Genomic DNA, 14,040 nt, shown 5'->3' on the forward strand with positions numbered 1-14,040 from the left:
TCATGCCGTTGGTGGAAGCCTCCTCCTGGCCGGAGCCGCTCCAGGCCCTCCACGCGCGCGTCGCCGCGGCGGCGCCCCAGGAGGCCGTGGCGTCGAGCGCGGAGTGGCGCGAGGACTTCGCCCGCTGGGTGCGCGGTGCTTCGCTGGAGGAGCGCACGCGCGCCCAGGCCGCCGCGTGGGAGCGGTTGTCCCCGGGAGAGCGCACCCCGGCCGAGCTCCTCTTCCTCCTGTCCACCCTCAGCGAGCTGCTCTGGCCCTACGAAGAGCCGCGCCCGGGATTGTTGAAGCAGTTGCTCGCGAGGCGGGACGCCGCGGTGACGGCGCTTCGCGAGGCGGGCGACACGGAGAGCGCCGAGCGCATCCAGAAGGAGAGCACCGTCACGGTCTCCACGGTGCTCACGCGCTACCTCAAGCGCCGCCCGGAGACGCTGTCGACGCTGGTGCGTGACGTGCCCTGCACCTACGACGGCCGCGCGCTGCGCTTCCAGGACGCGGTGGAGGTGGACCTCAAGTACGTCATGGGCACGGGCGCGAAGTCCGTGGACCTGCTGGAGCAGCTGCGCTCGCTGCTTCCCGACACCCGCGACGGTGGCCGCGACAAGCTCACCGACTTCATCCGCACGCGCGCCGCGCGCATGCCGTGGCGTGAGGCGAGTGAGGTGCTGGGTGAGCGCCTCTTCGCGCTGGCCACGTCGCAGGACGGCCGCAGCGGCATGCGCGGCTTCCTCGCGTGCTATCCCAACGGGCGCAAGGAGCCGGACTGGTGCTCGCGCGCGGGGCTCTTGCTGGCGCGCACCGTGGAGGTGGGCGGGCCGCCCGCGGTGGTGGAGAACCTCTGCGACCTGCTCACGCTCTTCGACGCGCCTCCGGTGGACGGGCTGCGCGGCGCATTGGGCGCGCTCGTGCAGAGCGACTTCGAGACCGCCGCCGACCTGGGCCACGCGCGCTTCGTGCTCGACCACTGCCAGGGCACGATGCGCAAGGCCGAGCCCGCGCTGGCGCTCACGCTCCTGTGGCTGGAGGAGCGCCTGTTCCGCGCCTCCGTGCGGCGTGGCGTGCCGGAGGCGTTCGAGCGGCGCACCCGCGCTCGCGCGAAGCTGGAGTCACTGCCCGGCTTCACGCACCTGGTGTGGCTGGCGGAGGAGTGCGCGGAGATGTGGCCGCGCTTCCGCACGCCCGCGCGGCCCGGGCTGGATGGGTTGGTCGCCTGGCGCAAGGAGGTCACCTGGCGCATGGGCAGGAAGCCCGTGCTGCGCAAGGCGGCCATCGAGTTCCTCCTGTGGTGCGCACCAGATGAAGCCTCGTCGGAGGCGGAGCTGGCCACGCTGTCGCTCGTCCGCAACGCCACGGATCGGCGGCTGGTGCGCAAGATGTTGGAGCATCCGTCTCCCCGGGCCCGCTTCCGCGCCCGCTCGCTCCAGTCCTACCTCCAGGCCGGAGCAGGGCAGGACAAGCACGCACCTCCCTCCGAGCCCTCCGAGCCCGCGACGCTGACGGCCTCCCTGCGCCACCTGCACGTGACGCGCGCGGTGCCCGTGGGCGGACGCACCTGGCTGCGCGACCGCGACCTGGAGGACCTGCTCGTGGGCGCGGTGGGCCGCGTGGAGTCGGAAGCCGCCCAGCGCCATCTCCAGCGCTTCCGCGAGGAGACGCCGGAGCTGATCGCGGGCCTGCTCGAAGGGCTGCGCTCGGAGCTGGCGCATGTGCAAGCGGCGCTGGGTTCGCTGGTGGCGTCGCCGCTGTCACTGTCCATGACAGTGCACCGCCACCCGGAGCCTCCGCAGGAAGCCGCTTCGGAGATCGCCTTCATCGTGTCCGTGGAGCGCGAGGGCTTCGTGCGCACGCGCCGTGTCGTCCGCGTGCCGGTGGCGAAGCTGGAGCAGCGCGGAGAGGGGCAGTGGCTGCCCACGTTCCGCCTGGGCCGTGAGCGCCTGGACGCGCTGCTCTCCCGCACCGAGGCCGCCTTCTGCCTCTTCCTGGTGCCCGCCTTCGTGCGCCCGGAGCTGTGGGTGATGCCGGCCCGGCTGGCCCGCGCCTCGATGGAGGCGCAGGGCGCCCTCTCCGGCGTGCCGCGCGAGGCCGCGCAGGGGGCATCCCGGTCCCTGGCGCAGTGGCTGGTGTACGACGTGCTGGGCCTGTGGGTGGGCGACGAGCGCCCCGACGTCATCGACGCCTCCCGCGAGGGAGACGCCGCCGCTGGCTTCGTGGTCGACCTCACCGTGCGCTGACCACGCCGGAAAAGCCCCCGGGAATTGTCCGGGAATATCCAGAAGCCCCGGCGTAAAGGCCCACGAGGGGTGCTGGAACACGCCTGGGAGGGGTCCCGGGTCACAGGTCCGTCCGTCGGCTGACGGGATGGCATGCCTCCACGCGCGCGTCGTCGCCGTGTCTCCAGGGAAGCGAGAGGCAGTCGTCATGAAGACTTCGTTGCGCGCGGCGTGGGCCCTGCTGGGTCTGGCCGCCACGGTTGGACTGGGTGCGTGTGGTGAAGGCACCGGAGTGAACGCCGAGCACCGGCTCGTGTCGTCCTCCGGCGAGCCCGTCCTCGCCCAGCAGTCATCGGCGCTGTCGGACACGCTGGAGCAGTACGCGGCCAAGTGTGACGCGGCCATCGGCGCGACGGTGCCGGACTTCAACTGCGAGCTGGGCACGCTCGTTCCCACGACGAACCACGTCAACGGCAAGTGTGACCGGCCCAACCGGCTCAACGAGCAGTGCGATCCCGGCAGCCGCTTCCAGGTGCTGAAGGACACGGCGGACGTGTCCATCGTCGCGCACTGCCGCAAGCAGGGGAACGCGGCGAACTACTACGGCGACATCGCCGTCATCCAGACGAACAAGAAGAACGGCGCCACCTGCTTCTACCAGGCGCTGGGCACGCTCTACGGCGCGGCCGTGAAGGCGCCCTCCAAGGGCACGGGCGCGTGGAGCTGGAAGACGCCCGCGGACACGGCGTCCATCCGCTGCGTGCGCTGCCATGACAACGGGGCGCTGATCCGCTCGCCGTACCTGACGCAGCTGACGGGCGTGAACAAGCTGCCGGGCGCGGGCGACTACGGCTTCAACCGCGACCAGCCGTACCGCTTCATCGGCGCCGACTTCGCCACGTGGAAGGCCTACAAGGTGGAGGTCGCCGGCAACGTGTGCCTGGGCTGCCACCGCATGGGCACGAACAACCAGCTGGGCTACGACGACGGCGTGGCGCTGGACCTGGGCATCCGCGCCACCGCGACGTCGGAGGTGGCGAAGAACCCGCACTCGCCCGCGTCGCCCATCTGGATGACGCCGGGCTCCACCTACTACAGCGCGGACAACGCCGCGGCCGCCGCCGCCCTCCGCGCCTGCGCGCTGCGCCGCAACGAGGTGCCGCTGCCCAACACGGCCGCGTGCCGCATCACCCAGTACACGGACGTGGGCGTCCCCAACCTCCCGGGCACCTTCACGGCGGTGTGGGAGCCGAGCACGCAGTCGGAGATCCAGGCCTACGCCCGCACCTACGCGGACTACCGCGAGAAGTATGATCAGCTCTGGCCGCAGGGCTGGCGGCTGCACACGCTGCAGCCGTACGTGGTGGGCACGCAGGTGCTCTACAACGCCGTCTGGCGCCCCAGCACGGAAGGGGAGATCCAGCTCTACGGCGCCACGTACACCGCCTTCCGCGCGAAGTACGACGAGCTGTGGCCGCAGGGCTGGCGCCTGAAGATCCTCCAGCCGTACGTCGTGAGCGGGCAGACGTATTACACGGCCGTCTGGCGCCCGAGCACGGAAGGGGAGATTCAAATCTACGGCGCGACCTATGCGTCGTACCGCGCGACGTACGACTCGCTGTGGCCGCAGGGCTGGCGTCTGAAGCTGCTGCAGCCGTACGTGGTGAACGGGCAGACGTACTACACGGCCGTGTGGCGCCCCAGCACCGAGGGCGAGGTGCAGGTGTACGGCGTCACGTACGCGTCCTACCGCGCGACGTATGACTCGCTGTGGCCGCAGGGCTGGCGCCTGAAGCTGCTGGAGCCGTACGTGGTGAACGGGCAGACGCTCTACACGGCGGTGTGGCGGCCTGGCACCGCGGGCGAGCTCCAGCTGTATGGCTCGGACTACAGCGGCTACCGGGGCTCCTACGACGAGCTGTGGCCGCAGGGCTGGCGCCTGAAGATCCTCCGCGCCTACTGAGCGCGGTCCACCATCCGTCACCGGTCCGGGGGGGACCGTTTCCTCAATGAACCTGCCGAGCGAGGAGTCCGCCGTGCCGCGTTTCCACTGCGAGATGAAGTCGGAGCAGAAGGGGGCGCGCGCGCGGGCCCAGGATGAAGGTCCAGGGACCTACGTGGATGGGGTCCGGTGGCGCCAGTCACGAGCCCGGGTGCGGAGCGGATCCACGGGCGGCTATTCGGCCGCGCGACACGAAGCGCGGGACGAGACGGTGGCGCCCGCGCCGTTGAACCGCGATGAGGCGCAGCGGGCGCTCCGGATGCAGGTCGCTCCGGAGCCCGCGGAGGCGCTCCCGCCGGTGACGCACGAGCCTGCAAAAGGGCAGGCGACCTTCGGGGAGCTGGTGGCCACGTCCGCCGCGGCGAGGGCCAGCTTCGAGCGCATGGCGTGCGCGGCGGCATGCAACGCCACGGTGCTGCTGGAAGGGGAGACGGGCACGGGCAAGAGCCGCGCGGCGCTCGCCATCCACCGCGCCGGGGCTCGCGCGAACGCGCCGTTCCTCGTCGTGGACTGCGGTGCGCTCCCGGCCAACCTCCTGGAGAGCGAGCTGTTCGGCCACGAGAAGGGGGCCTTCACCGGCGCCATCCAGCGCCGCGTGGGCGCCTTCGAGGAGGCCGACGGAGGCACCATCTTCCTGGACGAGATTGGCGAGCTCCCCGCCGAGCTCCAGCCGAAGCTGCTGCGCGTGCTGGAGAACCGGGAGATCCGCCGCGTGGGCTCCAACACGCACCAGGCGGTCAACGTGCGGGTCATCGCGGCCACGCACCGCGACCTGCGCGCGGAGGTCCAGGCAGGCCGCTTCCGCGCGGACCTGTTCTTCCGCCTCGCGGTGGTGGGCATCCCGCTCCCGTCGCTGCGCGAGCGCACGGAGGACATCCCGCTCATCGTCGAGCGCATCCTCGCGGGGCTGGGCGCCACGCCCGAACAGCTCGCGAGGCTCACCACGCCGGACTTCCTAACGCGCCTCCAGCGCGCCGCCTGGCCGGGCAACGTGCGCGAGCTGCGCAACCACCTGGAGCGCTGCCTCGTCTTCCAGAGCGCGCTTCCGCCCATGGCGCCGGATGCCGCGAATCCCATGGCCCACGCTGCCCCTCGCGCGGTGGATGCCTCGCTGACGTATGCGGAGTCGCGCCGCCGGGCGCTCGAAGCTTTCGAGCACGACTACGTCGAAGCGCTCCTCAAGCTGCATGGAGGCAAGGTGTCCCAGGCCGCCGCCGCCGCGGACATGGACCGCGTCTACCTGTACCGGCTCCTGCGCCGGCACGGGCTCAAGAGCTGACGCAAGCGGGGCTCACAAATCCCGCGCGCGGCGGGAGCGGGTGTCGGAGAATCCTCCGCATGTCCGCTCCCATCCTCGACCTGCACTCGCTCCCGGCGATGCCCGCCGCGCTCCTGCGCGCGGCCATCCCCTTCGGGAAGACCCGGGGCCGCAACATGCTTCCGGCCCTGACGCTGCGGGCGCATGGCTGTCGCGCGTCGCCCGTGCTGCTGGAGCGCTACCGGACCGCGTGCGGCTTCGACGCCGACGGCTTCCTTCCGCTCACGTACCCTCAGGTCATGGCCACGCCGCTGCACCTCCAGCTCCTGGGCCAGCCCGACTTCCCGTACTCCGTGCTGGGCACCGTGCACGTGCGCAACCGCATCCAGCAGCACCACCGCCTGCCGGAAACCGCCGCGCTCACGGTGGCCTGCCGCTTCGACGGTCAGCGCGAAGTGCCCGCGGGCCAGGAGTTCGACATCGAGACGCGCGTCGAAGCCCAGGAGAGCGGCGAGCTGCTGTGGCAGGCCGTCAGCACCATGCTGCGCCGCCACGCGGACCGGAAGGACAAGGACAGCGCGCGCAAGGCCCCGCCGCCGGAGGACACTCGCTTCGCTTCCAGCCGGCCCGCGCCCTGGAGCATCCCCGCGGACACCGGGCGCCGCTACGCGCGGGCCTCCGGCGACTTCAATCCCATCCACCTCACCGCCGTCACCGCGAAGCCCTTCGGCTTCCCTCGCGCCATCGCGCACGGCATGTGGACGCTCGCGCGCTGCGTGGCGGAGCTGGGGGATGCATCCCACGCGGACGCGCTCCAACTGGATTGCGACTTCAAGAAGCCCCTCTTCCTGCCATCCCGGGTGACGTTCCAGACGGCTCGCGAGTCCGCGGGCGTGGCGTTCCGGGTGCTGTCGGAGGAGGGGAAGCCGCACCTCGTGGGGCGGCTGGGCTGAAGAGACGGGCGACGCGCCGGCGGGCCGGAAAGGGGCCCGCCAGACGCGTCAATCACTCAGCTCCGGGAGGTCCGGCAGACTGTCCGGGTCCAGCTTCATCAGGGCGCACAGCCGGCTCAGCGTGGGGATGGTGGGGACCATCACCCCTCGCTCGACGCGGGCCAGGACTTCCACGCCCAGTTCCAGATGCTCCGCGACTTCCTCCATGGAGAGCCCCGCCTGCTGCCGCGCTGCCTTCAGCGCGGCGCCAAGCGCTTCGGCCCGCTCTCTCCGACTCTGTGTCATCCCCCGAGCATGGCGCCATCCGGCCCGCACGTCACTTGAATCCCACACGCACCCCTCGCGGACGGTGGCCCGGCCGGGGGGCGCCTCCCCGGGACGTGAAGTCCCCAACAGCCCGCTTCCCCCAGGATCCAGGCGGCTCCAGGCCCCCTCCGGGCCCGCCGGAACCCCGCTTGGGCGACCCTGGCCCCGCCCCTGGACGACAGGGCTGGGTGGGGTGGCGGCGCGTCCCGGCCGTGCGCACGCTGCTGCCCAGGAGGGGCCTTGCGCATTGGCGCCGGACAGGGGCTGTGTTACGCCGCCGCACCCTGTCTTCCATCTGTGGGACCCCAATCGAGGAGAAGTGAATGACCCGTCGTCACGTGCGCGTCGTCGGCGCGATGCTCCAGAACGAGATGGGTCGCTACCTCATCACCCAGCGTCCTCCCACCGCGTCGCTGCCCCTCCTGTGGGAGTTCCCGGGCGGCCGGGTGGAGGAGGGGGAGCAGGACACGGTGGCGCTCGCCCGCGAGCTGCTCGAGGAGATGGGGGTCCAGATCCAGGTGCTCGAGCAGGTCATGCACACCCGCCACGAGTACCCGACCTACGACATCGACTTCCGCGTGTTCCGCTGCCGCCTGAGCCACCCGGACGCGGAGATCCACCACCTGCGCGTGCATGACCACCGCTGGGTGGCGCTGGAGGAGATGGGCCAGTACCGCTTCCCCGACGCGGACGCGAAGACCCTGGCCCGGCTGCTGGACCTGGACCACTGACCGTGGGCCCCACCACGCGTCTGGTCGCCGCCGCGGGCCTCCTGCTGTCCGCCGCCTGCTCCAGCTCCCGGCCCACGCCCTCGGCCTCCAGCGCCCCGGACGCCGGCATGCACCAGGTGCCCGCCACGGGGCTCGAGGGCTGCCTGCTCTACACGGACGGCCGCCAGACGGGCGCCGTGCCCCGCCAGGTCCCGGAGCTGTCCGGCCTGGCCGCCAGCCAGCGCCACCCGGGCATCTTCTGGGGACACAACGACTCCAACAACGCCTTCGAGCTGTTCGCCCTGGACGAGACGGGCGCGGTGAAGGCCACGCTGAGCCTCACCGGCGCGGATCCTCGCGACATCGAGGACATCGCCGTGGGCCCGTGCGCGCCCGGCGGCAACGAGTCCTGCATCTTCCTGGCGGACACCGGCGACAACTTCGAGCGGCGCAAGGAGGTGCGCCTGTTCCGGCTGCCGGAGCCCACGTCCGTCACCAACGCCACGCTCGCGGTGGAGGCGCTGCCCTTCACCTACGAGGACGGCGCCCATGACGCCGAGTCGCTCATCGTCGACAGCCGCTCCGGGCAGGTGGGCATCCTCACCAAGACGCGCGCGTCCCTGGGGGACCTGTACTCGGTGGAGGGCCTGAAGCCCGGCGCCACCGGCAAGGCGCGCAAGCTGGGCACCCTGCGCGTGCCGGATGACGTGGACCGCCTGTCCACCGCCGCCGCCCTGCACCCCTCCGGCGAGCGCCTGCTGGTGCGCACGTACACCCGCGTGTGGGAGCTGCGCCGCCCGGACGCGAAGCGGCTGGAGGACTTCGTCCAGGCGCAGGTGGTGGAGGTGCCCGGCGCCAGCCAGGCCCAGTCGGAGGCCGTGACCTTCCTCCAGGACGGCCGCGGCTACCTGTTGGGCAGTGAGTTCGCGGGCGAGCCCCTGGTCCGCGTCGACTGCCGCTGATCGGACAGTCCCGACCTCGTTCGTTGTCGTCCGATCACGCCCGGCGGTTGACGGCTTGGCGGGGGTGACCATCTTTGGCCGGCTGAGGGAACCGTCACACGACATGGTGTCGGTGTGTACGGGGGAGGGGGAGGGCGAGCGTGCCGACGATGAAGCCACAGGACCTGCCGCCGGGGATGGGCCCGCGCGGAAAGAAGAGCGACAAGCCAACACCCACGAAAGGTGGGTTCAAGTTCGGCTCACCACTGGGCTACATCCTCCTGCTCGTCCTGGGGTTCCTGCTGTTCCGGAACGTGTTTCAGGACGCGGGCGTGCGCCGGGTGTCGTACAGCCAACTGCGCGACGCGGTGGAGAACAACCAGTTCAGCCGTGTCCAGATTTCAAACGAGTGGGTGAAGGGCTTCCTCAAGGAGAACGCCCAGCCCCCTCCGGGCGAGCGAGGCACGCTGCGCAGCGAGCCCAGCGCCCTGCCGTGGATGGCCTACCGCGTCCCCGGTGACGAGGGCCTGGTGCCCCTGCTTGAGCAGAAGGGCATCCAGTTCGAGGCCGTGCCGCAGTCCAGCTTCAGCGAGGTGCTGTGGATCTGGCTCATCCCGATGGGCCTGCTCATCCTCTTCTGGAGCTTCATGATGCGCCGGATGTCCGGCGGCATGGGCCAGGGCCCGCAGAGCGTCATGTCCTTTGGCAAGACGCGCGCGAAGGTGCAGGCGGAGTCCGACACCGGCGTGGGCTTCAAGGACGTGGCCGGCGTGGACGAGGCCGTGGAGGAGCTCCGCGAAATCGTCGAGTTCCTCAAGACGCCGGAGAAGTTCCGCCGCCTGGGTGGCCGCATCCCCAAGGGCGTGCTGCTCGTGGGGCCTCCGGGCACGGGCAAGACGCTGCTGGCGCGGGCCGTGGCGGGTGAAGCGGGCGTGCCCTTCTTCAACCTGTCCGGTTCGGAGTTCGTGGAGATGTTCGTCGGCGTGGGCGCGGCCCGCGTCCGAGACCTCTTCGCCCAGGCCACCGCGAAGGCGCCGTGCATCATCTTCATCGACGAACTGGACGCCATCGGCAAGAGCCGCAACTCGGGCGTGGCCGGCGGTCACGACGAGCGCGAGCAGACGCTCAACCAGCTGCTCGCGGAGATGGACGGCTTCGACAGCCGCGCGGGCCTCATCATCCTGGCGGCGACGAACCGTCCGGAGATCCTGGACAGCGCGCTGATGCGCCCGGGCCGCTTCGACCGGCAGGTGCTGGTGGACCGCCCGGACAAGCGCGGCCGCGAGCGGGTGCTGGAGATCCACGCCAAGGGCGTGAAGCTGGCCCAGGACGTGGACCTCAAGGTGATTGCCTCGCGCACGCCGGGCTTCGCCGGCGCGGACTTGGCCAACGTGGTGAACGAGGCGGCGCTGCTCGCCGCGCGCAAGAACCGCGACGCGGTGATGCGGGCGGACTTCGAGGAGGCCATCGAGCGCGTGGTGGCGGGCCTGGAGAAGAAGAACCGCCGCATGAACGAGCGCGAGAAGGAGATCGTCGCGCACCACGAGGCGGGCCACGCGGTGGTGGGCTGGATGCTGCCCTACGCGGAGCGGGTGACGAAGGTGTCCATCATCCCGCGCGGCCTGGCGGCGCTGGGCTACACCATGTCGCTGCCGCTGGAGGACCGCTACCTCATGTCGCTGGACGAGCTGCGCGACAAGATGGCGGGCATGATGGGCGGCCGCGCGGCGGAGGAGATCTTCATCGGCGAGGTGTCCACCGGCGCGTCCAACGACATCAAGCAGGCGACGGAGATCGCCAAGATGATGGTCCGCGACTACGGCATGAGCACGCTGGGGCCGGTGGCGCTGAGCGGTGAGCAGGGGCCGGGCTTCTTGCGGTCCGCGGGCCTGCCGGAGTCGCGCAGCTACTCCGAGCAGACGGCGCGGATGATCGACGAGGAGGTCCGCAAGATGGTCTCCGAGGCGTTGGACCGCGCCCGGGACGTCCTCCACACGAACCGCGAGAAGGTGGAGGCGCTGGCGGCGCGGCTCCTGGCGACGGAGGTCATCGAGGAGGAGGCGATGATCACCATCCTGGGGCCCAAGGTGCAGGCGCAGCGCGGCCTGCTCCACCCAGAGGCGCGCACGGTCATCTCCGCGCACCCCGTGGGGGGCACGGAGTCCGAGCCGCCGGTGCCGCCCACGCAGCACGCCGAGGGCAAGCTCGACTCGTAGCGTGTGCCTGCCTGCCCTCCGGGCAGCCCTTCGCCCACCGGATCCACCGCCAGCCTGCGGTGACCGGTGGGCGAAATTACTTTCCAACGACAAGGAGGCGTCGCCGTGGAGAACCGCATTGGAAAGAGCTACGTCGCGCGGAAAGCGTTGTTCGCCAAGGGCCTGAAGGACGGCCGGCTCACGGTGCAGGAGATCGAGGAGGCGCTGCCCGCGGGGACTCTGACGGCCGCCGAGCGGTGGCTCCTCTACTACTCCCTTCGCGCCGCGCAGGTGGAGATCATCGACGAGGTGACCGGGCAGGTGGATCACGGCTTCATGGCGGAAGCGCCGCCCCAGGCCCCGTCCAACCACTAGGCGCGTTGACAGGACCGTCCTCGCGGTTACGTTCGCGCCGCTCATCGAGGTCCGCTTCTTCCAACCCCTGGCGCAGGTTCGACAATGGACGGCAATCCCCGCAGCGACGAAACCCCGGAGACGCAGGCCCCCGCCGATACGCAGGCGGAGGCGGCTGACTCCGACACGCAGGCCGAGGCCACCCAGGATGGCGAGGTGGCGCGGCTCCAGGCGGAGCTGGAGGCGGCGCGCCGCCGGGTGAACGAGCTGGCCCGGGGGCTCCAGGACCTCACCAAGGACCGCGAGGAGTTCAAGCAGCGCATCACCCGCGAGCGTGAGCGCATGCTCGACGTGGAGCGTGGCAACGTGGCCAGCACGCTGCTGGAGGCCATCGACGAGCTGGACCTGGTGCTGAACGCCAGCCCGCAGGACGCGTCCCCCGTGGTGCAGGGCGTGCGGATGATCCGCGACAGCCTGCTGTCCAAGGCCCAGGCCACCGGCATCGAGCGCATCCAGGTGGTGGGGCGCCCCTACGATCCGAACGTCGCCGAGGCGGCGGACATGGAAGTGACGCCCGTCCCCGCGGACGACCAGAAGGTGGTCGCCGAGTTCCGCGCGGGCTACCGCCTGAAGGACCGCATCATCCGCCCCGCCCGGGTGAAGGTGGCCCGGTACGTGGCCCCGGCCCAGGCTTGAGAGTCCAGGCCTGAAGCCCCCTCGGGGGCCCGCGACCCCCCCGGGCGTCGCGGGCCGGGAAGGGTGGAGGCCACCGGTCTGTTGGGCCCTGACGCCATGGCCCGCCGTGTAAGCTGCCACCCCGTGTCCGTCCGACTGTTCAGCGTCCTTTGCGCGGTGGCGCTCGCCCCGGTGGCGGGAGCCGCCGAGGATCCGCTCAAGCCCTGGCTCCAGGCCCGGGTTCGCGAGCACCTGGCCTCCTTTGCTTCCCCGACGCCCGCGCCGGCGGACGCCCCGGCCACCGCGGGCGTGGCCTCGCTGTGGCGTGAGCGCCCCGCGGGCTACGCGGGCCTGCCCCACTTCACGCCCCCCACGTCGCTGGCGCCGCTGATCCGCGCGGTGGAGGCGGGCGTGGTGAACATCACCACGGTGGGGCCCGGCGCGGTGGCGGGCGCGGTGAAGCGCTCCACCGGCTCCGGCTTCGTGCTGACGCCCGACGGGCTCGTCGTCACCAACAACCACGTGGTGGCCAACGCGCAGGGCCCGGCGGTGAACCCCACCGGCTCCGGCGTCACGCCGGCCAGGGACGGCCCCCGCGAGGTGCCGGTGCAGCAGGTGTCCGTGCGGCTGGCGGACGGCCGCGAGTTCCCCGCGGAGGTGGTGGGCCGCGACGCCTCCACGGACGTGGCGCTCCTGAAGCTGAACGGCGCGGGGCTGGGGACGCTGCCCGCGGTGTTCCTGGGCGACTCCGACGCGCTGGAGGTGGGGGACTGGGTGGTGGCCATTGGCAACCCGTTCGGCCTGGACCACTCGGTGGCGCACGGGATGATTTCGGCGAAGGAGCGCGTGCTGGGCGTGGGCCAGTTCGACGACTTCATCCAGACGGACGCGCTGATCAACCCCGGCAACTCCGGCGGCCCGCTCTTCAACATGAAGGGCGAGGTGATTGGCGTGAACACCGCCATCATCAGCGAAGGGCAGGGCATCGGCTTCGCGGTGCCCATCAACCTGGTGAAGGACCTGCTGCCCAACCTGCGGGAGAACGGGAAGCTGGAGCGCGGCTGGCTGGGCGTCGTCATCAACGAGGACGGCGCGGACCCCACCGCCACGGCGCCGGTGGTGAAGGACGTCTACCGGGGCAGCCCCGCCGCCCAGGCGCACATCCGCCCCGGGGACCGGCTGGTGGCGGTGAACGGCCGGCCCATCGGCAGCTACCTCCAGCTCTTGCGCAAGGTGGCGCTGCTGGCCCCGGGCACGGAGGCGAAGCTGACGCTGCTTCGCGACGGCGGCACCCAGGAGGTGGCGGTGCGGCTCGTCGCCCGGCCCGCGCAGGAGGCCACGGAAGGGCTCTCCAACCGGGGCGGCAGCAGCGCGAACGACCTGGGGCTGGTGCTGCGGGATCTAACGCCGGAGGTGGCCGCGCCCCTGGGCTACGAGGCCTTCCTGGGCGCGCTCGTGTCCGGCGTGGTGCCGCGCAGCCCGGCGGAGCAGGCCGGACTGCGCGCGGGCGACGTCGTCATGGAGGTGAACCGCCGCCGCGTGAAGGACGCCGCCGCGGTGAAGGCCGCCCTGGAGCGGGGCAGCGCCGGGGCCAGCATCCTCCTGCGCGTCCAGCGGGGCGACGCGCTCCAGTACATCGCCATCGCCCGCTGATCCGGCTCCGAAGGCGGGCGCGCTACTTGCCGCCCGCGTCCTTGCCGTTGAGCCACAGCCCCAACTGGTTGCCGGTGCGGCCCTCGGTGACGAGGACGGCCTCGATGCGGGCGTTGACGCCGTAGTTCTTCCCGCCGCCCTTCTTGGGCAGCGTCCACACCGACTGCGGCGTGAAGACGACCTGCGCGCGCACGCCCCGAGCCATGAACATGCGGTTGAACGTGCCGCCGTTCCACATGTCCGGCGCCGTGCCGCTCACCGTGAGGTAGTTCATCACCGGGTTGCCCTGCGCGTCCGTCTTCTTCGGCGCCCCGTGGCAGAGCCCGTACTTCCCGCCCGAGAAGAAGGGCGTGATGTTGATGGTGTACTCGTTGGTGCCGGGGTTGAAGTCGCCCGGGGACACCATGCCCGCGTCGTCCTCGGTGACGATCATGTACAGGCGCTTGCCCGTGTACTTCTTGCGGAAGGCCTCCGCCTGCTGCTTGCACTGCGGATCCACGAGCGCCCCGTCACACTCGCCCACGTACTTCTCCAGGAAGGCCCCCAGCCCGCCCAGGGGCTCGGACTCGTCACGCAGCTTCGCGAAGCGTGAGTCGACGTCGGCCAGGGCGAGCGTGGGCACAAGGAGGGCGAAGGCGGCGGCCAGGATGCGATTCACGGCGGGAAACTCCGGAAAAAAGGGGGGAAGGGCAGCCCGGGGATGGTGCCACTCCAGCCGCGCCGGGGGCAGCGCTTTCCCGTGAACCGGGACATGGTGCGTCATGGTGCGTCAGGGTGGATGTAGGT

12 protein-coding genes are annotated in these 14,040 nt (G+C 71.4%); 10 read left to right on the plus strand and 2 right to left on the minus strand.

Annotated elements, in window-relative coordinates; all coding sequences use genetic code 11:
* The first annotated feature begins 2 nt into the window (after positions 1-2).
* From D7Y21_RS04860 to D7Y21_RS04875, 4 genes are all read left to right on the plus strand, one after another.
* Complete coding sequence (locus D7Y21_RS04860; RefSeq protein WP_121711589.1) at positions 3-2,228, plus strand: hypothetical protein; 2,226 nt, start codon at positions 3-5, stop codon at positions 2,226-2,228.
* A 187-nt stretch (positions 2,229-2,415) separates the two neighbouring features.
* Positions 2,416-4,170 carry a hypothetical protein gene (locus D7Y21_RS04865; RefSeq protein WP_120562708.1) on the plus strand — a complete coding sequence of 585 codons (1,755 nt, stop codon included), beginning with the start codon at positions 2,416-2,418 and terminating at the stop codon, positions 4,168-4,170.
* A 73-nt stretch (positions 4,171-4,243) separates the two neighbouring features.
* Positions 4,244-5,488, plus strand: a complete 1,245-nt coding sequence (locus D7Y21_RS04870; protein ID WP_370038128.1) for a sigma-54 interaction domain-containing protein — start codon at positions 4,244-4,246, stop codon at positions 5,486-5,488.
* 59 nt (positions 5,489-5,547) lie between these two features.
* Positions 5,548-6,420 (plus strand): MaoC family dehydratase, encoded by an 873-nt coding sequence (locus D7Y21_RS04875; protein ID WP_121711552.1) that lies wholly within the window; start codon positions 5,548-5,550, stop codon positions 6,418-6,420.
* Between the two features lie 48 nt (positions 6,421-6,468).
* Here the strand turns inward: D7Y21_RS04875 and D7Y21_RS04880 are convergent, their stop codons facing one another.
* Positions 6,469-6,705, minus strand: a complete 237-nt coding sequence (locus tag D7Y21_RS04880) for a helix-turn-helix domain-containing protein (RefSeq protein WP_043321491.1) — start codon at positions 6,703-6,705, stop codon at positions 6,469-6,471.
* 344 nt (positions 6,706-7,049) lie between these two features.
* Here D7Y21_RS04880 and D7Y21_RS04885 point away from each other — a divergent pair, with 344 nt between their 5' ends.
* The 6 genes from D7Y21_RS04885 (at position 7,050) to D7Y21_RS04910 (ending at position 13,254) form a co-directional block, all read left to right on the plus strand.
* A complete protein-coding gene (locus D7Y21_RS04885; RefSeq protein ID WP_120562711.1) occupies positions 7,050-7,457 on the plus strand; it encodes a (deoxy)nucleoside triphosphate pyrophosphohydrolase in 408 nt (135 codons plus the stop codon).
* A gap of 107 nt (positions 7,458-7,564) precedes the next feature.
* Positions 7,565-8,398 (plus strand): hypothetical protein, encoded by an 834-nt coding sequence (locus D7Y21_RS04890; RefSeq protein ID WP_121711591.1) that lies wholly within the window; start codon positions 7,565-7,567, stop codon positions 8,396-8,398.
* A gap of 149 nt (positions 8,399-8,547) precedes the next feature.
* Complete coding sequence (gene ftsH, locus D7Y21_RS04895) at positions 8,548-10,593, plus strand: ATP-dependent zinc metalloprotease FtsH (protein ID WP_370038138.1); 2,046 nt, start codon at positions 8,548-8,550, stop codon at positions 10,591-10,593.
* A 105-nt stretch (positions 10,594-10,698) separates the two neighbouring features.
* Positions 10,699-10,947, plus strand: coding sequence for an RNA polymerase sigma factor region1.1 domain-containing protein (locus D7Y21_RS04900; protein ID WP_014396380.1), 249 nt, complete (start codon positions 10,699-10,701; stop codon positions 10,945-10,947).
* Between the two features lie 84 nt (positions 10,948-11,031).
* On the plus strand, positions 11,032-11,622 hold the full coding sequence (locus D7Y21_RS04905) for a nucleotide exchange factor GrpE (protein ID WP_120562713.1): 591 nt from the start codon (positions 11,032-11,034) through the stop codon (positions 11,620-11,622).
* Positions 11,623-11,718: 96 nt separating this feature from the next.
* Positions 11,719-13,254, plus strand: a complete 1,536-nt coding sequence (locus D7Y21_RS04910) for a trypsin-like peptidase domain-containing protein (RefSeq protein WP_199724236.1) — start codon at positions 11,719-11,721, stop codon at positions 13,252-13,254.
* A gap of 22 nt (positions 13,255-13,276) precedes the next feature.
* On the opposite strand, the gene D7Y21_RS04915 is transcribed toward D7Y21_RS04910, so the two are convergent.
* Entirely contained in the window at positions 13,277-13,912 is a 636-nt protein-coding gene (locus tag D7Y21_RS04915) for a DUF6066 family protein (RefSeq protein WP_120562715.1), read from the minus strand.
* Between the last annotated feature and the right edge of the window lie 128 nt (positions 13,913-14,040).

The organism is Corallococcus sp. AB045 (assembly GCF_003668895.1).
GTDB lineage: Bacteria > Myxococcota > Myxococcia > Myxococcales > Myxococcaceae > Corallococcus > Corallococcus coralloides.

Excerpts from the sequence above, each read along its gene's own strand:
- D7Y21_RS04860 (WP_121711589.1), top strand. The coding sequence starts at position 3 with ATGCCGTTGGTGGAAGCCTCCTCCTGGCCGGAGCCGCTCCAGGCCCTC.
- D7Y21_RS04865 (WP_120562708.1), top strand. The coding sequence starts at position 2,416 with ATGAAGACTTCGTTGCGCGCGGCGTGGGCCCTGCTGGGTCTGGCCGCC.
- D7Y21_RS04875 (WP_121711552.1), top strand. The coding sequence starts at position 5,548 with ATGTCCGCTCCCATCCTCGACCTGCACTCGCTCCCGGCGATGCCCGCC.
- D7Y21_RS04880 (WP_043321491.1), bottom strand. The coding sequence starts at position 6,705 with ATGACACAGAGTCGGAGAGAGCGGGCCGAAGCGCTTGGCGCCGCGCTG.
- D7Y21_RS04885 (WP_120562711.1), top strand. The coding sequence starts at position 7,050 with ATGACCCGTCGTCACGTGCGCGTCGTCGGCGCGATGCTCCAGAACGAG.
- D7Y21_RS04890 (WP_121711591.1), top strand. The coding sequence starts at position 7,565 with ATGCACCAGGTGCCCGCCACGGGGCTCGAGGGCTGCCTGCTCTACACG.
- ftsH (WP_370038138.1), top strand. The coding sequence starts at position 8,548 with ATGAAGCCACAGGACCTGCCGCCGGGGATGGGCCCGCGCGGAAAGAAG.
- D7Y21_RS04905 (WP_120562713.1), top strand. The coding sequence starts at position 11,032 with ATGGACGGCAATCCCCGCAGCGACGAAACCCCGGAGACGCAGGCCCCC.
- D7Y21_RS04910 (WP_199724236.1), top strand. The coding sequence starts at position 11,719 with ATGGCCCGCCGTGTAAGCTGCCACCCCGTGTCCGTCCGACTGTTCAGC.